Annotated in this window: 16 protein-coding genes; 7 read left to right on the forward strand and 9 right to left on the reverse strand. The window is 67.7% G+C overall.

The window, feature by feature from the left end:
- Positions 1-18 precede the first annotated feature (18 nt).
- The 4 genes from fmt to ACYCAX_RS17315 are packed head-to-tail and all read left to right on the forward strand — an operon-like array spanning position 19 to position 4,039.
- Positions 19-978 (forward strand): methionyl-tRNA formyltransferase, encoded by a 960-nt coding sequence (fmt, locus tag ACYCAX_RS17300; RefSeq protein WP_460248474.1) that lies wholly within the window; start codon positions 19-21, stop codon positions 976-978.
- Entirely contained in the window at positions 975-2,285 is a 1,311-nt protein-coding gene (gene rsmB, locus ACYCAX_RS17305) for a 16S rRNA (cytosine(967)-C(5))-methyltransferase RsmB (protein WP_460248475.1), read from the forward strand. Before fmt ends, rsmB begins: the two co-directional genes overlap by 4 nt.
- Before the next feature lie 45 nt (positions 2,286-2,330).
- Positions 2,331-3,704, forward strand: a complete 1,374-nt coding sequence (gene trkA, locus ACYCAX_RS17310) for a Trk system potassium transporter TrkA (RefSeq protein ID WP_015474828.1) — start codon at positions 2,331-2,333, stop codon at positions 3,702-3,704.
- Positions 3,705-3,721: 17 nt separating this feature from the next.
- On the forward strand, positions 3,722-4,039 hold the full coding sequence (locus tag ACYCAX_RS17315) for a tetratricopeptide repeat protein (protein ID WP_294978603.1): 318 nt from the start codon (positions 3,722-3,724) through the stop codon (positions 4,037-4,039).
- Between the two features lie 149 nt (positions 4,040-4,188).
- Here the strand turns inward: ACYCAX_RS17315 and ACYCAX_RS17320 are convergent, their stop codons facing one another.
- The 9 genes from ACYCAX_RS17320 to ehuR all read right to left on the reverse strand — a co-directional run bounded on the left by ACYCAX_RS17320 (position 4,189) and on the right by ehuR (position 14,455).
- Complete coding sequence (locus tag ACYCAX_RS17320; RefSeq protein WP_015474826.1) at positions 4,189-5,568, reverse strand: aminotransferase; 1,380 nt, start codon at positions 5,566-5,568, stop codon at positions 4,189-4,191.
- 16 nt (positions 5,569-5,584) lie between these two features.
- Positions 5,585-7,042 carry an NAD-dependent succinate-semialdehyde dehydrogenase gene (locus ACYCAX_RS17325; protein ID WP_294978598.1) on the reverse strand — a complete coding sequence of 486 codons (1,458 nt, stop codon included), beginning with the start codon at positions 7,040-7,042 and terminating at the stop codon, positions 5,585-5,587.
- Positions 7,043-7,175: 133 nt separating this feature from the next.
- Positions 7,176-7,826: a 7-cyano-7-deazaguanine/7-aminomethyl-7-deazaguanine transporter gene (locus ACYCAX_RS17330; RefSeq protein WP_015474824.1), complete on the reverse strand. Its 651-nt coding sequence runs from the start codon at positions 7,824-7,826 to the stop codon at positions 7,176-7,178.
- A gap of 245 nt (positions 7,827-8,071) precedes the next feature.
- A complete protein-coding gene (locus tag ACYCAX_RS17335; RefSeq protein WP_294978594.1) occupies positions 8,072-8,557 on the reverse strand; it encodes an Lrp/AsnC family transcriptional regulator in 486 nt (161 codons plus the stop codon).
- A gap of 13 nt (positions 8,558-8,570) precedes the next feature.
- Positions 8,571-9,587, reverse strand: coding sequence for a N(2)-acetyl-L-2,4-diaminobutanoate deacetylase DoeB (gene doeB, locus ACYCAX_RS17340; protein WP_294978591.1), 1,017 nt, complete (start codon positions 9,585-9,587; stop codon positions 8,571-8,573).
- Positions 9,588-9,591: 4 nt separating this feature from the next.
- The gene (gene doeA / locus ACYCAX_RS17345; protein ID WP_294978588.1) at positions 9,592-10,782 is read right to left on the reverse strand and encodes an ectoine hydrolase DoeA; all 1,191 of its coding nucleotides are present in this window, start codon (positions 10,780-10,782) and stop codon (positions 9,592-9,594) included.
- A gap of 130 nt (positions 10,783-10,912) precedes the next feature.
- Complete coding sequence (locus tag ACYCAX_RS17350; protein WP_294978585.1) at positions 10,913-11,905, reverse strand: cyclodeaminase; 993 nt, start codon at positions 11,903-11,905, stop codon at positions 10,913-10,915.
- Positions 11,898-12,872 carry a hydroxyectoine utilization dehydratase EutB gene (eutB, locus tag ACYCAX_RS17355; RefSeq protein ID WP_294978582.1) on the reverse strand — a complete coding sequence of 325 codons (975 nt, stop codon included), beginning with the start codon at positions 12,870-12,872 and terminating at the stop codon, positions 11,898-11,900. The genes ACYCAX_RS17350 and eutB overlap by 8 nt, the downstream gene beginning before the upstream one ends.
- A gap of 188 nt (positions 12,873-13,060) precedes the next feature.
- Positions 13,061-14,455: a MocR-like ectoine utilization transcription factor EhuR gene (ehuR, locus tag ACYCAX_RS17360; RefSeq protein WP_460248476.1), complete on the reverse strand. Its 1,395-nt coding sequence runs from the start codon at positions 14,453-14,455 to the stop codon at positions 13,061-13,063.
- A 388-nt stretch (positions 14,456-14,843) separates the two neighbouring features.
- On the opposite strand from ehuR, the gene ehuB reads away from it, so the two are divergent.
- The 3 genes from ehuB to ehuD all read left to right on the forward strand — a co-directional run bounded on the left by ehuB (position 14,844) and on the right by ehuD (position 17,088).
- A complete protein-coding gene (ehuB, locus tag ACYCAX_RS17365; RefSeq protein ID WP_015474817.1) occupies positions 14,844-15,698 on the forward strand; it encodes an ectoine/hydroxyectoine ABC transporter substrate-binding protein EhuB in 855 nt (284 codons plus the stop codon).
- 77 nt (positions 15,699-15,775) lie between these two features.
- A complete protein-coding gene (gene ehuC / locus ACYCAX_RS17370; RefSeq protein ID WP_015474816.1) occupies positions 15,776-16,432 on the forward strand; it encodes an ectoine/hydroxyectoine ABC transporter permease subunit EhuC in 657 nt (218 codons plus the stop codon).
- A complete protein-coding gene (gene ehuD / locus ACYCAX_RS17375; RefSeq protein WP_015474815.1) occupies positions 16,432-17,088 on the forward strand; it encodes an ectoine/hydroxyectoine ABC transporter permease subunit EhuD in 657 nt (218 codons plus the stop codon). Before ehuC ends, ehuD begins: the two co-directional genes overlap by 1 nt.
- Positions 17,089-17,095: the final 7 nt, after the last annotated feature.

Raw genomic sequence — 17,095 nt, forward strand, 5'->3', positions numbered from 1 at the left:
GTTTTTTGTGAGCCCCATATGAGCCAAGCACTGCGCATCGTCTTCGCCGGTACCCCGGAATTTGCCGCCGAGCACCTCAAGGCCCTGCTGGACGGCCCCCACGAGCTGGTGGCCGTCTACACCCAGCCGGACCGCCCGGCCGGCCGCGGCCAGAAGCTGATGCCCAGCCCGGTCAAGCAGCTCGCCGTGGAGAACGGCCTGGCCGTGCTGCAGCCGCCGACCCTGCGCGATCCGGCTGCCCAGGCCGAACTGGCCGCGCTCAAGCCGGACCTGATGGTGGTGGTGGCCTATGGCCTGATCCTGCCGCAGGTGGTGCTGGATATCCCGCGCCTGGGCTGCATCAACAGCCACGCCTCGCTGCTGCCGCGCTGGCGCGGCGCGGCGCCGATCCAGCGCGCGGTGGAAGCCGGCGACGCCGAGAGCGGCGTCACCGTGATGCAGATGGAAGCGGGCCTGGACACCGGGCCGATGCTGCTCAAGGTCAGCACCCCGATCACCGCCGACGACACCGGCGGCAGCCTGCACGACCGCCTGGCCGAGCTGGGGCCCAAGGCCGTGGTCGAGGCCATCGCCGGTCTTGCCGCCGGCACGCTCAAGGGCGAGGTGCAGGACGACGCCCTGGCCACCTACGCACACAAGCTGAACAAGGAAGAGGCGCGCATCGACTGGGCGCGCCCGGCCGCCGAACTGGAGCGCCGCATCCGCGCCTTCACGCCGTGGCCGGTCTGCCACACCACCCTTGGCGACGCCGCCCTGAAGGTGCTCGGTGCCAAGCCGGCGCAAGGCAAAGGCGAGCCCGGCAGGATCCTCGACGCCAGCCGCGACGGTCTGCTGGTCGCCTGCGCTGAAGGCGCGTTGCTGCTGACCCGCCTGCAACTGCCCGGCGGCAAGCCGCTGGCCTTCGCCGACCTGTTCAACAGCCGCCGCGAGCAGTTCGCCGCCGGCCAGGTGCTTGGCCAGCAAGGGCAGGGTCAATGAGCACCAATCCCCGCCTCGCGGCGGCCCGCGCGCTGGCCGCCGTGCTCGCCGGCCGCGCCTCGCTGGGCAGCTCGCTGCCGACCCAACTGGAGAACGTCGAGCCGCGCGACCGTGGCCTGGTGCAGGAGCTGGCCTTCGGCGCCGCCCGCTGGCAGCCACGGCTGTCCACCCTCGCCGCGCGCCTGCTGCAGAAGCCGTTCAAAGCCGGCGACCGTGACGTCGAGGCGCTGCTGCTGGTCGGCCTGTACCAGCTGCTCTACACCCGCATTCCGCCGCACGCGGCCATCGGCGAAACCGTCGGCTGCGCGGACAAACTGAAGAAGCCCTGGGCCAAGGGCCTGCTCAACGCCGTGCTGCGCCGCGCCCAGCGCGAAAGCGAAACCCTGCTGGCCGAGGTCGACAAGGACCCGGCCGCGCGCCTGGCGCACCCGCGCTGGCTGCAGAAGGTACTGAAGAAAAACTGGCCGGAGCAGTTCGAAGCGATCTGCGCCGCCAACAACACCCACCCGCCGATGACCCTGCGGGTGAACCGCCGCCACGGCAGCCGCGATGCCTACCTGGAAGAGCTGAACCGCGTCGGTTTCGAAGCGACCGCCTGCCAGTTCAGCCGCGACGGCATCCAGCTGTTGCAGCCCTGCGATGTGCGCGAGCTGCCGGGCTTCGCCGAAGGCCGCGTCAGCGTGCAGGACGAGGCCGCGCAACTGGCCGCCGACCTGCTGGAACTGGCACCCAACCAGCGCGTGCTGGACGCCTGCTGCGCGCCCGGCGGCAAGACCTGCCACCTGATGGAAGCCGAGCCTGCGCTGGCCGGCGTGGTCGCCGTGGACCTGGAAGAGAGCCGCCTGGTGCGCGTGCGCGAGAACCTCGCGCGCCTGCAACTCGACGCCCAGCTGTTCGCCGCCGACGCCCGCGACACCGCCAAGTGGTGGGACGGCAAGGCGTTCCAGCGCATCCTGCTGGACGCGCCGTGCTCCGCCACCGGGGTGATCCGCCGCCACCCGGACATCAAGCTGACTCGCACCGCCGAGGACATCGAGGCGCTGGCTCAGCTGCAGGGCGAACTGCTCGACGCACTGTGGGCGACCCTCGAAGTCGGCGGCGTGATGGTCTACGCGACCTGCTCGGTGATGCCTCGGGAGAACAGCGAGCAGATCGCTGCGTTCCTCGGTCGCACCCCCGGCGCTCGCGAGCTGGACCTGCCCGGTCCCTGGGGCAGCAAGCAGCCCCACGGCCGCCAGCTGTTCCCCCGGGAGGGGGGGCATGACGGCTTCTACTATGCCAAGCTCATGAAGATTTCGGCCAAGTAACAGGCGCCGACTCCCAACGGATCGAAACGGAAAGCACGCCGCTCCATGAAGATCATCATCCTCGGTGCCGGCCAGGTCGGCGGCACTCTGGCCGAGCACCTGGCCAGCGAAGCCAACGACATCACGGTCGTCGACACCGACGGCGAACGCCTGCGCGACCTCAACGACCGCCTGGACATCCGCACCGTCCACGGCAAGGCCTCGTTCCCCACCGTGCTGCGCCAGGCCGGTGCCGACGACGCCGACATGCTGGTGGCGGTGACCAACAGCGACGAGGTGAACATGGTGGCCTGCCAGGTCGCCTACACCCTGTTCAACACCCCGACGCGGATCGCCCGCGTGCGCGAGTCGGCCTATCTGACCCGCGCCGGGCTGTTCGACAACGAGGCTATCCCGGTCGACGTGCTGATCAGCCCCGAACAGGTGGTGACCAACTACATCAAGCGCCTGGTGGAATACCCCGGCGCCCTGCAGGTGATCGACTTCGCCGAGGGCAAGGCGCAGTTGGTCGGCATCCGCGCCTACTACGGCGGCCCGCTGGTGGGCCAGGAGCTGCGCCAGCTGCGCGAGCACATGCCCAACGCCGAAACCCGCGTGGCGGCGATCTACCGGCGCAACCGGCCGATCATTCCCCAGGGCGACACGGTGATCGAGGCCGACGACGAGGTGTTCTTCATCGCCGCCAAGGCCCACATCCGCGCGGTGATGGGCGAGATGCGCCGCCTGGAGGACAGCTACAAGCGGATCATCATCGCCGGTGGCGGCAACATTGGCGAGCGCCTGGCGGAAGCCATCGAGAGCCGCTACCAGGTGAAGATCATCGAGATGAACCCGGCGCGCTGCCGGCACCTCTCCGAAAGCCTGGACAGCTCCATCGTGCTGCAGGGCAGCGCCTCGGACCGCGACCTGCTGATGGAAGAGAACATCGGCGACACCGACCTGTTCCTCGCCCTGACCAACGACGACGAGGCCAACATCATGTCCTCGCTGCTGGCCAAGCGGCTGGGCGCGCGCAAGGTGATGACGCTGATCAACAACCCCGCCTACGTCGACCTGGTGCAGGGTGGCGACATCGACATCGCCATCAGCCCGCAGCTGGCCACCATCGGTACCCTGCTGACCCACGTGCGCCGAGGCGACATCGAAAGCGTGCACTCGCTGCGCCGGGGTGCCGCCGAGGCCATCGAGGTGGTCGCCCACGGCGATGCCAAGTCGAGCAAGGTGATCGGCCGCAAGATCAACGACGTGCACCTGCCACCGGGTACCACCATCGGCGCGGTGATCCGCGACGACGACGTGCTGATCGCCCACGGCGAAACGGTGATCGAAGCCGGCGACCACGTGATCCTCTTCGTGGTCGACAAGAAACGTATCCGTGATGTCGAGCGGCTGTTCCAGGCCGGTCTGACGTTCTTCTGAGATAGGGAGGGCAGGCGATGCTCGAAGGCCTGGAAAAGATGCTCGCCAAAGGCGTGGACAACCCGCTGCTGCGCTTCGGCCTGGGCAAGGGCTACCTGGATGCCGGCGACGCCGTGAAGGCCGCCGGACACCTGCGCCGCTGCGTGGAGCAGGACCCGAAGTATTCCGCCGCCTGGAAGCTGCTGGGCAAGGCCCTGCAGGCCAGCGGCAACCCCGACGGCGCCCGACAGGCCTGGACCGACGGCATCGCCGCGGCGCAGGCGCATGGGGACAAGCAGGCGGAGAAGGAAATGACGGTGTTCCTGCGCAAGCTGGACAAGACAAAGGGCGCATAGGCGCCCTTTTTCATCCGCCTGCTTCGAAGTGCGAGATTACTTGTAGGAGCGAGGGGGACGCCTAGTCCTTGCTCGCGAACCGCATGACACCGGAGCTGCCGCGAGATGTTCGCGAGCAAGCTCGCTCCTACAGAAGAGCAGCCCGCGCGTTAAAGGACCTCGTCCGCCACCGCATCCACCGCCGCCTTGGCGATGCCGACGATCTCGTCCGCTTCGCCGCGGGTCAGCACCAGTGGCGGAGCGAAGCCGAGGATGTCGCCGTGGGGCATGGCGCGAGCGATCATGCCGCGTTCCAGGCAGGCCGCCGAGACCTTCGGGCCGACCTTCAGCGCCGCATCGAATGGCGTACGCGCCTCGCGGTCGGCCATGAACTCCAGCGCCGCCAGCATGCCGTCGCCACGCACCTCGCCCACCAGCGGATGGCCCTCGAAGGTCTGGCGCAGTTGCTGGTTGAGGTAGCCGCCGACCTCCGCCGCATTGGCGGTGATGTTTTCCCCTTCGAGGATGTTCAGGTTGGCCAGCGCCGCCGCCGCGCAGATCGGGTGGCCGGAGTAGGTCCAGCCGTGGCCCAGCGCGCCTTCCCGGGTGGATGCGCTATCGATCACGTCCCACACCTTCTCGCCGACGATCACCGCCGACAGCGGTGCGTAGGCGCTGGTCAGGCCCTTGGCGGTGGTGATCAGGTCCGGGCGCATGCCGTAGCGCTGGCTGCCCATCTTGTCACCGACGCGGCCAAAGGCGCAGACCACCTCGTCGGCGATCAGCAGCACGTCGTACTTGGCCAGCACCGCCTGGATCGCCTCCCAGTAGCCCTTGGGCGGGACGATGATGCCGCCGGTGCCCATCACCGGCTCACCAATGAAGGCCGCCACGCTGTCCGGGCCTTCGGCGAGGATCAGGTTCTCCAGCTCCTGGGCGCAGTGGCGGACGAAAGTGGCCTCGTCCATGCCCGCCGGCGCCTTGTAGAAGTGCGGGCAGAGCGTGTGCTTCACACCCTCCACCGGCAGGTCGAAATGCTGGTGGAAGCTGGCCAGCCCGGTGAGGCTGCCGGTGACGATGCCCGAGCCGTGGTAGCCGCGCTGGCGGGAGATGATCTTTTTCTTCTGCGGCCGGCCCAGCACGTTGTTGTAGTAGCGCACCAGCTTGACCTGGGTCTCGTTGGCGTCGGAGCCGGAGAGGCCGTAGTAGACCTTCTTCATGCCCGCCGGCGCCCAGTCGCGGATGATCCGCGCGGACAGCTCGATGATCGCTTCGGAGGAGTGGCCGACGTAGGTGTGGTAGTAGGCCAATTGCGTAGCCTGTGCATGGATGGCGTCGGCGACTTCGGTGCGGCCGTAGCCGATGTTCACGCAGTACAGGCCGGCGAAGGCATCCAGCAGCTCGCGGCCCTGGTGGTCGCGGATGCGCACACCGGAAGCGCCGGTGATGATCCGCCCCGGCAGTGCGCCGCTGACGTGGTCGTGGGCATGGGTCGAGGGGTGCATGAAGTGCGCGCGGTCGTCTTCGAACAGCTTGGCGTAGTCGGTCATGGCGATGGTCTCCCGGTCAGATGGCGCCGTGGTGCAAGGCGAAGTACTTGGTTTCGACGAAGGGCTCGAAGCCCTCGCTGCCGCCCTCGCGGCCCAGGCCCGAAGCCTTCATGCCGCCGAAGGGGATGGGGTGGCCGGTGAACTTGGCGCCGTTGACCGCCACCAGGGCGAACTCCAGGCGCCGCATCAGCGGCCAGATGTGGTCCAGGCGTTGCCCGCACAGGTAGGCGGCCAGGCCGTACTCGGTGTCATTGGCCTGCCGGACGGCTTCGTCCAGGTCGTCGTAGGCGCTCACCCCGGCAATCGGCGCGAAGTTTTCCTCGCGCCAGATGCGCATCCGCGGCGTGACGTCGGCCAGCACCGTCGGTTGATGGAACCAGCCGCCGAGGGCGTGGGGCTCGCCTCCGGCGAGCAAGCGCGCACCCTGGGCGATGGCGTCCTGCACCCGCTCGCAGGTGACGTCGAAGGCGCCCTGGTGCATCAGCGGGCCGATCTGGCTGCGCGAGTCGCTGGCCGGGCCGACGCGCAGCTCGCGCACGGCGCGGGCGAAGCGCTGCAGGAAGGGTTCGTAGAGTTCGCGGGCGACCAGGATGCGGTTGGCCGCGCAGCAGTCCTGCCCGGAAGTCTGGAACTTGGCGTCGATGGCGAACTGCACCGCCTGCTCCAGATCGGCATCCGGCAGCACGATGAAGGGCGCGTTGCCGCCCAGTTCCAGGGCGACTTTCTTCACGTCCTGGGCGGCGGCTTGCAGGACCAGTTTTCCTACGCGGGTCGAGCCGGTGAAGCTCACGGCGCGCACGCGGCTGTCGCCGACCAGGGTTTCCATGACCATCTGCGGCTCGCCCAGTACCACGTTGAATACCCCGGCGGGGAAGCCGGCTTCTTCGGCCAGTTGGGCCAGGGCGAAGGCGGAATAGGGCGTTTCGTGGGCCGGCTTGACCACCACGCTGCAACCGGCGGCCAGCGCGGCGGCGGCCTTGCGGGTGATCATCGCCGAGGGGAAGTTCCACGGCGTCAGCAGCGCGGCGACGCCGACCGGCTCGAGTACCGTGCCCAGGTGCGCGCCGGGGATGTGGCTGGGGATGTTGCGGCCGTTCAGGCGCCGCGCTTCCTCGGCGAACCAGGGAATGAAGCTGGCGGCGTAGTCGATCTCGCCCAGGGCTTCGGCCAGCGGCTTGCCCTGTTCCAGGCTGAGGATCTGCGCCAGATCCTCACGGTGCTGGCCAATCAGCTCGGCCCAGCGGCGCAGCAGCGCACCGCGCTCGTCCAGCGTGCGCGCACGCCAGGCGGGGAAGGCGGCAGCGGCGGCGTCCACCGCAGAGACGATCTGCTCGCGGTCGAGCAGCGGCACGTGGCCGATGGCTTCGCGGGTAGCGGGGTTGTCGACGGCGATGCTGGCGCCGCTGGCGCTATGCAGCCAGTGGCCGTTCACATAGCAGAGCGACTTGAACAGCAGGGGATGGACATAGGACATGACGGCGTCTCCCAGGCGATTGGCATGAGTCCATGCTAGGGGCCGGGAGCGCGCGATTTTTTCCTAAGCGGGGGATGGCGGCGGCAAATCTTTTCGCAGTTCTGCCGCCGCCGTTGGGCTTTTTCGGGTGGCGTCAGATGACGGCGGGTTGGCGGCGCAGATTACGGGTGATGGCGCTGAGCAACATGCCGTAGAGCGGCACGAAGAGCATCAGCATCACCGCCAGCTTCACGCCGTAGTCGACCCAGGCGATTTCCACCCAGTGCTCGGCCATGAAGGCGTTGTCGCTGTGCCAGAAGGCGATGGAGAAGAAGGTGAAGGTATCCAGCAGGTTGCCGAACAGGGTCGAGACTACCGGGGCGATCCACCACTGGCGCATGCGCCGCAGGCGGTCGAAGACCTGGATGTCGAGGATCTGGCCGAACACGTAGGCGAGGAAGCTGGCCAGGGAAATCCGCGCGACGAAGGTGTTGAATTCCCCCAGGGAGGCAAGCCCTCTGAAGGCGCCTTCCTGGAAGATTACCGAGATCACGTAGGACGCCAGCAGCGCCGGGATCATCACCCGCGCGATGACCAGCCGCGCCGGGCGCTTGCCGAGCAGGCGGACGGTGAGGTCGGTGGCCAGGAAGATGAACGGGAAGCTGAACGCGCCCCAGGTGGTGTGCCAGCCGAACAGGGTCATTGGCAACTGCACCAGGTAGTTGCTGGCGATGATGATCAGGATGTGGAACGCGACCAGGCCGGCGAGTGCGCCGCGCCGTGCCGCCGGAAGGGATGCCGACATGCTTTGGGCCTTTTTCGTCGATGGGGTGAGGGAACCCATGCCCGGCACCATGCCGAGCGGCGCGCATTGTATACGATCCGGACCGCGAAGTCAGGTTTTATTGGGCAAATTTTGTTCAGCGCCGACGTGTGCAATCCGTAGGAGCACCGGCCGGAGACTGTAGGAGCGAGCTTGCTCGCGAACGAATTTCCCGACGGCTTCGGTGCTGGGCGGGTTCGCGAGCAAGCTCGCTCCTACAGAAAACATCAGTGGCCCACCTCAAGAGCTTCGGCGGGGATCGCCGCATCCAGCGTCTTGATCACCTTGGTGACGATGTAGGTGAAGTAGCGCTCGATGCCGACGTCTTCCAGCAGCAGCTGGTCGATGAAGCGCTGGTAGTGGTCGATGTCACGCGCCTGGATCATCGCGATGTAGTCCACCCCGCCACCGGTGGCATAGCAGAAGCCCACCTCCGGCGCCTGCTGCAGGCGCTGTTCGAAGCGCTTCATGTCCTGCGCGGTGTGCCGCGCCAGGGTAATTTCCACCAGCACCTGCTGCTGCTTGAACAGCGCCGGCCAGTCGATCTGCGCGCGGTAGCCCTTGATCAACCCGGCCTCCTCCAGCTTGCGCACGCGCTCCCAGGCCGGGCTGACCGAGAGGTTGATCGCCTCGGCCAAGCTCGACTTGGTGATGCGCCCGTCGCCGGCGAGGATGCGCAGGATCTTCAGGTCGTAGCGGTCGAGCTTGATCATGGCGGGCTCCCGTTCAGTCCAGTACCTCGGCGACCACCGCCAGGGTGTCGCCACTCTGCACCAGGCCGGGGAAGTGCCGCGCGGCGAGAATGCCGCTGCGCTTGGCGCGGTACTCCACGGGCGCGGCGCCGGTGCGCAGCACGTCGTGCACCCGCGCCAGCACCTCCCCGCGCTCGACCCGCTCGCCCAGGTCGCGGCACATTTCCAGCAGGCCGCCGTGCTGGCTGGCGACGAAGCAGTCGCCGTCGGGCATGTCGAGCATCACCGACTGCGCCGGCTCCACGTCGCCACGCAGGATGCCGACCTGGATCAGCACATTGCGCACGCCGCGCCGGGCGATGGCGACCGTGCGCGCGCTGCTGCTGCCGCCGCCACCCAGTTCGGTGGTGAGGAACAGCTTGCCCTGCTCCTCGGCGGCGGTGTCGTACATGCCCACCGCGTCCAGTTCCAGCATGCGCATCGCGTAGGGCGCGGCGAAGGCACGCATCAGCGCCTCGCTGGCTTGCTGCTGGGCCTTGTCCGGCAGCACGTGGCAGGCGGCGAAGGGCAGGAAGTCCAGCGTCCGCCCGCCGGAGTGGATATCCAGCACCACGTCCGCCAGCGGCAGCAGGGTACGCTGGAAGTAGTCGGCGATCTTCTGCGTCACCGTGCCGTCCGGGCGGCCGGGGAAACTGCGGTTGAGATTGCCGGCGTCGATCGGCGAGGTGCGCTTGCCGGCGAGGAACGCCGGGGTGTTCATGAACGGCACGATGATCACCCGGCCGCGCACATCCTCGGCGCGCAGTTCCTGGGCCAGGCGGCTGAGCGCCACCGGGCCTTCGTACTCGTCGCCGTGGTTGCCACCGGTGAGCAGCGCAGTGGGGCCATCGCCGTTCTTCACCACGCAGATGGGGATCATCACCGCGCCCCAGGCCGAATCGTCCCGCGAGTAGGGCAGCTTGAGATGGCCGTGCTGCACGCCGTCGCGCTGGAAGTCGACGCTGGCGGAGATGGGGTTCTCGCGCAGCGGCTTGTCGAGTGCATGAGTCATCGTCTCACTCCTTCACGAACAGCTGGCGCGGGTAGTCGCAGAAGGTCTCCACGCCGCGCTCGGTGATGAGGATGCTTTCGGTGATCTCCAGGCCCCAGTCGTCCATCCACAGGCCGGGCATGAAGTGGAAGGTCATGCCCGGTTCCAGCACGCTGTTGTCGCTCGGGCGCAGGCTCATGGTGCGTTCGCCCCAGTCCGGCGGGTAGCTGATACCGATGGGGTAGCCGCAGCGGCTGTCCTTGTGGATGCCGAACTTCTCCAGCACGCCGAAGAAGGCGCGGGCGATGTCGCCGGTGGTGTTGCCGGGTTTCGCCGCGTCGAGGCCGGCGGAAATGCCTTCGACCACCGCCTTCTCGGCGTCGAGGAAGTGCTGAGGCGGCTTGCCGAGGTAGACGGTGCGCGACAGCGGGCAGTGGTAGCGCCGGTAGCAGCCGGCGATCTCGAAGAAGGTGCCGGCGCCGCGCTGGAACGGCGTGTCGTCCCAGGTCAGGTGCGGCGCGCTGGCGTCGGCGCCGGTGGGCAGCAGCGGGACGATGGCCGGATAGTCGCCACCGTGGCCGTCGGCGCCAAGGATGCCGGTGCTGTAGATCTCCGCGACCAGCTCGTTCTTGCGCATGCCCGGTTCGATGCGTTCGACAATGTGCGCATGCATCTTCTCGACGATGCGCGCGGCAACCCGCATGTACTCGATCTCGCGGGGCGACTTCACTGCGCGCTGCCAGTTGACCAGCGCGGTGGCGTCGACGAAGCGTGCCACCGGCAGATGGGCCTGCAACGAGCGGAAGGCGGCGGCGCTGAAGTAGTAGTTGTCCATCTCCACGCCGAGGGTCAGGCGCTCCCAGCCGCGCGCGGCGATGACCTCACGGGACAGGTAGTCCATCGGATGGCGCTCGGTGGACTGCACGTAATGGTCGGGGTAGCCGACGATGTTGTCGGGCGCCATGAACACGGTGCGGCGCGCGCCGTTGGCGTCCTGGCCGCGGCCGAACCATACCGGCTCGCCTTCCCGCGCCAGCAGTACGCACTGGTGCACGTAGAAGGACCAGCCGTCATAGCCGGTCAGCCAGGCCATGTTCGACGGGTCGGTGACCAGCAGCAGTTCGATGCCGCGCTCAAGCATGCTGGCACGGACCTTGGCGATCCGCTGGGCATATTCCTCCCGGCTGAAGGGGAGGTTGACGACGATTTCGGACATGCGGAAATCCTCTCTCGGGGTGTTCTACTTGTAGGAGCGAGCTTGCTCGCGAATGGCCCCGCAGCGAGGGCTGGTTCGCGAGCAAGCTCGCTCCTACAGGGTTTGTTCTGCCTGAATCGGAGTCGCGGGCTCAGGTGCTGAAACGGAACCCCTTGCCCATCCGCTGCGCCCGCTGGAAGGCCAGGCCGGCGATGGCGGTGTCCTGCGCACCGGTGCCGGTGAGGTCGCAGAGGGTGATGTCCTCGGCGCGGCGGCGACCTTCGCGTTGCCCGGCGATGACCTGGCCCAACTCGGCGAAGTCGGCATCCAGGCTGACGTTGCCGGCCGCCACCGCGTGGTGCAGTTCGCCCAGCACCAGGGTCTGGCTGAGGCGGTCGGCGACGTAGCAGTCCACCGCCGCCAGCGCGTCGGCGGCGATCTCGTTCTTGTGCTCGGCGTCCGAGCCCATCGCCGTGATGTGCAAACCGGGGCGCAGGTGCCGCTTGTGGATCAGCGGCTCACGGCTGGGCGTGGTGGTGATGGCGATGTCGGCGCCTTCCAGCGCTTCGTCGATGCTGGCGCAGGCGGTCACCGCAATGCCCAGGCTCATGCTCAGGTCGCTGGCGCACTGCCGGGCCTTGTCGATGTCCCGCGCCCAGACGCTGGCGGCTTCGATGGGCCGCACCAGGCACAGTGCCTTGAGTTGCAGCCGCGCCTGTTCGCCGGCGCCGATCAGCGCGACCTGACGGGAATCCTCGCGGGCCAGCCACTTGGCCGCCACGGCGCCGGCACAGGCGGTGCGCACGGCGGTGAGGTAGCCGTTGTCCAGCAGCAGCGCATCCAGCAGGCCGGTGCGCGAGGAGAGCAGCATCATCATGCCGTTGAGGCTGGGCAGGCCGAGCTTGGGGTTGTCGAAGAAGCCGGGGCTGACCTTGATGGCGAAGCGCGGCAGGCCGGGCAGGTAGGCGGTCTTCACGTCGACTTCGCCGTTGTGCTCGGGCACGTCCAGGCGAAGGATCGGCGGCATCGCCACCGGTGCGGTGGCGAGCAGGCGGAAGGCGTGTTCGACCGCGTCGAGGCTTTCGTGGTCGAGTGCCACGCAGGCGCGCAGGTCGGCTTCGCTGAGCAGGGTGACGTCAGCCATGAGCGGATTCCTCAAGAATGCGTTGGTGTTGTTCGATGTCGATGTTGCGGCCGCTGACGATCACCACCAGCGGACCGACCGGGGCGATCAGGCCATCCAGCAACGCCGCGATGCCGACAGCGGCGGCGCCTTCCACCACCTGCCGCTCCTCGCGGTAGGCGTGGCGGATGCCGGCGGCGATGGCGTCTTCGTCGAGCAGGTGCAACTGATCGCAGTAGTCGCGGGCCAGGGCGAAGGTGTAGCGGTTGTCCAGGCCGATGCCGCCGCCGAGGGAGTCGGCCAGGGTCGGCAGTTCTTCCACGTCCACCGGGTGGCCGGCGGCGAGGCTGGCGGCCATCGCCGCGCCACGGCGCATGCTGATGCCGTGGACGCGGATGCCCGGGTCGGCGTGCTTCATCGCCAGGGCGACGCCGCCGAACAGGCCGCCGCCGGAGAGCGGGATCAGCACCTGGCGCACGTCCGGCAGCTGTTCGAGGATTTCCAGGCCGAGGGTGCCCTGGCCGGCGATGATCTGCGGGTGGTCGAAGGGCGGTAGCAGCGCGGCGCCGTGGTCACGGGCGAGGCGTTCGGCCTCGGCCTGGGCGTCATCCTGGCTGCGGCCGACGATGCGCACCTCGGCACCGAGTTCGCGGATCGCCTGGACCTTGTTCGCCGGCACCAGCTGCGACAGGCAGATGGTCGCGTGCACGCCAAGCATGCGGGCAGCGTGGGCGAGGGCACGGCCGTGATTGCCGGTGGAGGCGGCGACCACGCCGTTGGCCTTCTGTGCATCGCTCAGCTGTGCAATGGCGTTGCTGGCGCCGCGCAGCTTGAAGCTGCCGGTGATCTGCTGCGATTCGAGCTTGAGGTACACCGGCGCGCCGAGGAGATTGGACAGGCTGGGCGAATGCGCCAGCGGCGTCTGCCGCACCAGGCCCTGGATGCGTTGGCGTGCGCGGTACAACTCGACGAGGGGAATCGGGTCCATCTCGGCCTCCGGGATTGCAGTTGGGGCCGAGTGTAGGGGCGCGAAATTGTCGCGATGAATGTACTAGGACGATGTATTTCTCGGAGGTGCTTTTCGTAGGAGCAAGCTCGCTCGCGAACCCGTCCGCCCCCGAGGTCGCCGGGAAATCCATTCGCGAGCAAGCTCGCTCCTACAAGGGGAAATCGGTGTTAGAAATCGTGGATCTTCGGGTACTGCCCGAACAGTTCGCGCATGTCCTCCAGGGCGTTGGCCATACGCTCGTCGCTGCATTCGGCGCCCATGCACAGGCGTATCGCGCGCGGTCGCGGGGTGCCGCGTACCATGAACGGATCGGGCGGCGTGACGGCGATATGCCGATGGCGCAATTCACGCACCAGGCTGTCCAGTTCCCAGTGCTCGGGAATGCCGATCCAGGCGCTCAGCGAATGCGGATCGCAACCGCGCAGATGCTCGCCCAGCCACTCGCGCACCCGTGCCTGGCGCGTCTCCAGCACGCGACGTTGCAGGCCGATCAGCGCCTGGGCATTGCCGTTGTGGACCCAGCGCGAAGCGACTTCCGCCAGCAGTGGCGTGGCCATCCAGCTGTTCACCCGCAGGATGCTCTCGGTACGCAGCGCCAGCCGCCGGGGCATGGCCAGGTAGCCGATGCGCAGACCGGTGAGCACGCTCTTGGTGAAGCTGGTGCAGTAGAACGACAGGTCCGGCAGGTAGTGGCTGAGCGGTGGCGGGCGGCGCTCGCCGAGCAGCGGGCCGTAGACGTCGTCCTCGATGACGTGCACGCCGTAGCGCTGGGCGATGGCGGCGATCTCGCGGCGGCGCGAGTCGGGCATCAGGCAGGAGGTCGGGTTGTTCAGGTTCGGCGTGCAGACCAGCGCGGTGATGCGCTCGTTGGCGCAGAGGTCTTCGAAGTGCTCCGGGTCGATGCCTTCCTTGTCGATCTCCACGCCCTTCAAGGTGAAGCCGAGCACCTGGGAGTTGCCGATCACGCCGTGGTCGGTGAGCTGTTCGCAGAGCACCACGTCGTCCGGTCCGGCGAGGGAGGCAAGGGCGAGGAAGATGCCGTGGGCGGCGCCATTGGTGATCAGCACGTCGTCGCGTTCGCGCTGCAATCCCAGTTGCGCCAGCCATTGCACGCCGGCGTCGCGGTGCGCGTCGAAGCCGGCCACCGGGCGGCAGGCGCGCATCCACGGCTGGTCGCTTTCCTGCGCCAGCGCGCGGCAGGTGTCCTGCCACAGGCGGTCGTGCTCGCGGGTATGGACGATGCTGGCGATGGAGAAGTCCACCAGGGCGCGCTCGGGGTGGTCGACCATGTAGTGGGCCATGCCCTCGGTCATGCGCCGCGTGACGAAACTGCCGCGCCCCACCTCGCAACGCACCAGGCCCTGGCGTTCCAGTTCCTTGTAGGCGTTGGTCACGGTCTGCACACTGATGCCCAGGCCATCGGCCACGTGGCGCTGCGGCGGCAGGCGCTGGCCATCGCTCAGGCGACCCTGCTCGATGTCGCCGGCAATGGCCTGCACCAGGGTCTTGTACTTGGATTCGCCGACCCGCAGGTCGGCCAGGGCGCGACGCCAGGCTTCCATCTTCAGCGCTCCGTCTGGTCAGGCGTCCAGAGTGACCGACCAGCACACCGGCGGCAATTGTCCTAGTGCAATGTTGGCGCGCAGACCCCTTTTGTATGCTCGGGTGCAGGACACCGGGCCGCATTGTCAGGCCCGCGCAGAAAAAACCGCCGGATGCGTTCGTCGCGACGGTGGCTTTTTCCCGCCGAGGGGTTGTCGATCGGTAAGAGCCGCAAGGCAGCCGGGCTTAGTCTGGCGTCGTTGCACCATCACCTCGCCTGGCGAGTGAACTTCGGAAGGCCCCCGCAGGGGCCCTGCCAACAAGAACAATAGTCGTACGACATTGCTACCTGCCATCCAGAGCCGCGCGCCGAACGCGTACGGCAAGAGAAGATCAGGAGATCCGAAGATGAGTACCGCCCCTGTTTTGCTGCACCGCCTAAGCCTCGCCTGTACCCTCGTCGCCTGTGCGCTGGCCAGTGCCGGCAGCTATGCCGAGACCACCCTCGAACGCATCCAGAGCACCGGCACGGTGCGCATCGGCTACGCCAACGAAGCGCCGTTCGCCTACACCGAGACCTCCGGCAAGGTCACCGGCGAGTCCCCGGAAATCGCCACGCAAATCTTCACCAAGATGGGTGTGAAGAAGATCGAGCCGGTGCTCACCGAATGGGGCGCGCTGATCCCCGGCCTGCGCGCCGGGCGCTTCGACGTGATCGCCGCCGGCATGTACATCACCCCGCCGCGCTGCCAGCAGGTGATCTTCACCGACCCGCACTACCAGATTCCCGACACCCTGCTGGTGAAGAAGGGCAACCCGAAGAACCTGCACAGCTACGCCGACGTGAAGAACGCCCCGGACGTGAAGCTGGCGATCATGTCCGGCACCGCTGAACTCGGCTACGCCCGCGCCGAGGGCGTGGCGGAGGAGCAGATCGTCCAGGTACCCGACACCACCGCCCAGCTGCAGGCCGTGCGCGCCGGCCGCGCCGACGCCAGCGTCGGCACCGCGCTGACCATGAAGGGGCTCGCGGCGAAAGGTGGCGATTCGGTGGAAGCCATCGCCGACTTCAAGGACGACCCCTCGCACATCGGTTACGGCGCCCTGGCCTTCCGCCCGGACGACAAGGACCTGCGCGATGCGGTGAATGCGCAGCTCAAGCAGTGGCTGGGCAGCGCCGAGCACCTGGCGACGGTCAAGCCGTTCGGCTTCGACAAGTCCAACGTCACCGACAAGACCGCCGCCGAGCTCTGCAAACAATGACCGGGCCGGGTGCGTCTCTGGCCTAGAGCGCGCCCGCCTGGCCGTTCCGTCGAACCTGTCGTTACGGGATGCGCATCATGGGTGAATTGCTTCCTCTGCTGCTGGAGGGCGCCTGGGTCACCGTCCAGGTGACCGCCTTCGGCTCCCTGCTGGCGGTCATCGCCGCCATCATCGCTGCGCTCGGCCGGCTCTCGCCGTGGCCTGCGGTACGCTGGCTGGCGATCAGCTACATCGAGCTGTTCCGCGGTACCTCGCTGCTGGTGCAGCTGTTCTGGCTGTACTTCGTGCTGCCGCTGCCGCCGTTCAATCTGGAGATGAGCGCCTACAGCGTGGCGATCATCGGCCTGGGCCTGCACATCGGCGCCTATGGGGCCGAGGTGATGCGCGGCGCCATCGGCTCGGTACCCAAGGGGCAGTACGAGGCGGCGCTGGCGCTGAACATGACGCCGTTCACGCGCTTTCGCCGGATCATCCTGCCGCAGGCGCTGCTCTGTGCGATTCCGCCGGGCACCAACCTGCTGATCGAGCTGCTGAAGAACACCTCGCTGGTGTCGCTGATCACCCTTTCCGACCTGACCTTCCGCGCCCGCCAGCTCGACCAGGCGACCTTCGAAACGCTGAAGATCTTCGTCCTCACCCTGGTGCTGTATTTCGTCATGGCCCAGATCATCGTCTTCCTCATGCGGCGCGTGGAACGCTGGCTGGGGCATGGCCGAATCCGCGGAGGCCTGTGATGAAATTCTTCGACTGGGACTTCGCCTGGCAGATCATCCCGCAACTGCTGCACGCCTCGCTGCGCACCATCGCCATCACCCTGGTGGGCTTCGCCCTGGCGGTGGTATTCGGCCTGCTGTTCGCCATCGCCCGCCGCAGCCGGCACTTCTGGCTGTCGTGGCCGGCGGCCTGGCTGATCGAGTTCATCCGCAGCACACCGCTGCTGATCCAGGTGTACTTCCTGTTCTACGTGCTGCCGACCTACGGGCTGAACATGACCGCCCTGGTGGCCGGCACCCTCGGCATCGCCCTGCACTATGCCTGCTACACCGCCGAGGTGTACCGCGCCGGTCTCGAAGCGGTGCCGCGCGGGCAGTGGGAGGCGGTCACCGCGCTGAACTTCTCGCCGCTCAAGGCCTACCGCGAGGTGATCCTGCCCCAGGCGATCCGCCCGGTGCTGCCGGCGCTGGGCAACTACCTGATCGCCATGTTCAAGGACACCCCGGTGCTCTCCGCGATCACCGTGGTGGAAATCATGCAGCAGGCCAAGAACATCGGCTCCGACAGCTTCCGCTACCTGGAGCCGATCACCCTGGTCGGGGTGTTCTTCCTGCTCATTTCCATCGGCCTGGCGAGCGTGGTACGCCAGGTGGAAAAACGTACGGCGCTGCCATGACTGATTC

The organism is Pseudomonas sp. MT3, from assembly GCF_054720805.1.

Excerpts from the sequence above, each read along its gene's own strand:
- ACYCAX_RS17325 (WP_294978598.1), bottom strand. The coding sequence starts at position 7,042 with ATGTCCTATGTCCATCCCCTGCTGTTCAAGTCGCTCTGCTATGTGAAC.
- eutB (WP_294978582.1), bottom strand. The coding sequence starts at position 12,872 with ATGGACCCGATTCCCCTCGTCGAGTTGTACCGCGCACGCCAACGCATC.
- rsmB (WP_460248475.1), top strand. The coding sequence starts at position 975 with ATGAGCACCAATCCCCGCCTCGCGGCGGCCCGCGCGCTGGCCGCCGTG.
- fmt (WP_460248474.1), top strand. The coding sequence starts at position 19 with ATGAGCCAAGCACTGCGCATCGTCTTCGCCGGTACCCCGGAATTTGCC.
- ehuR (WP_460248476.1), bottom strand. The coding sequence starts at position 14,455 with ATGGAAGCCTGGCGTCGCGCCCTGGCCGACCTGCGGGTCGGCGAATCC.
- ACYCAX_RS17315 (WP_294978603.1), top strand. The coding sequence starts at position 3,722 with ATGCTCGAAGGCCTGGAAAAGATGCTCGCCAAAGGCGTGGACAACCCG.
- doeB (WP_294978591.1), bottom strand. The coding sequence starts at position 9,587 with ATGACTCATGCACTCGACAAGCCGCTGCGCGAGAACCCCATCTCCGCC.
- ehuB (WP_015474817.1), top strand. The coding sequence starts at position 14,844 with ATGAGTACCGCCCCTGTTTTGCTGCACCGCCTAAGCCTCGCCTGTACC.
- ehuC (WP_015474816.1), top strand. The coding sequence starts at position 15,776 with ATGGGTGAATTGCTTCCTCTGCTGCTGGAGGGCGCCTGGGTCACCGTC.
- ACYCAX_RS17350 (WP_294978585.1), bottom strand. The coding sequence starts at position 11,905 with ATGGCTGACGTCACCCTGCTCAGCGAAGCCGACCTGCGCGCCTGCGTG.
- ACYCAX_RS17330 (WP_015474824.1), bottom strand. The coding sequence starts at position 7,826 with ATGTCGGCATCCCTTCCGGCGGCACGGCGCGGCGCACTCGCCGGCCTG.
- trkA (WP_015474828.1), top strand. The coding sequence starts at position 2,331 with ATGAAGATCATCATCCTCGGTGCCGGCCAGGTCGGCGGCACTCTGGCC.
- ehuD (WP_015474815.1), top strand. The coding sequence starts at position 16,432 with ATGAAATTCTTCGACTGGGACTTCGCCTGGCAGATCATCCCGCAACTG.
- ACYCAX_RS17335 (WP_294978594.1), bottom strand. The coding sequence starts at position 8,557 with ATGATCAAGCTCGACCGCTACGACCTGAAGATCCTGCGCATCCTCGCC.
- doeA (WP_294978588.1), bottom strand. The coding sequence starts at position 10,782 with ATGTCCGAAATCGTCGTCAACCTCCCCTTCAGCCGGGAGGAATATGCC.
- ACYCAX_RS17320 (WP_015474826.1), bottom strand. The coding sequence starts at position 5,568 with ATGACCGACTACGCCAAGCTGTTCGAAGACGACCGCGCGCACTTCATG.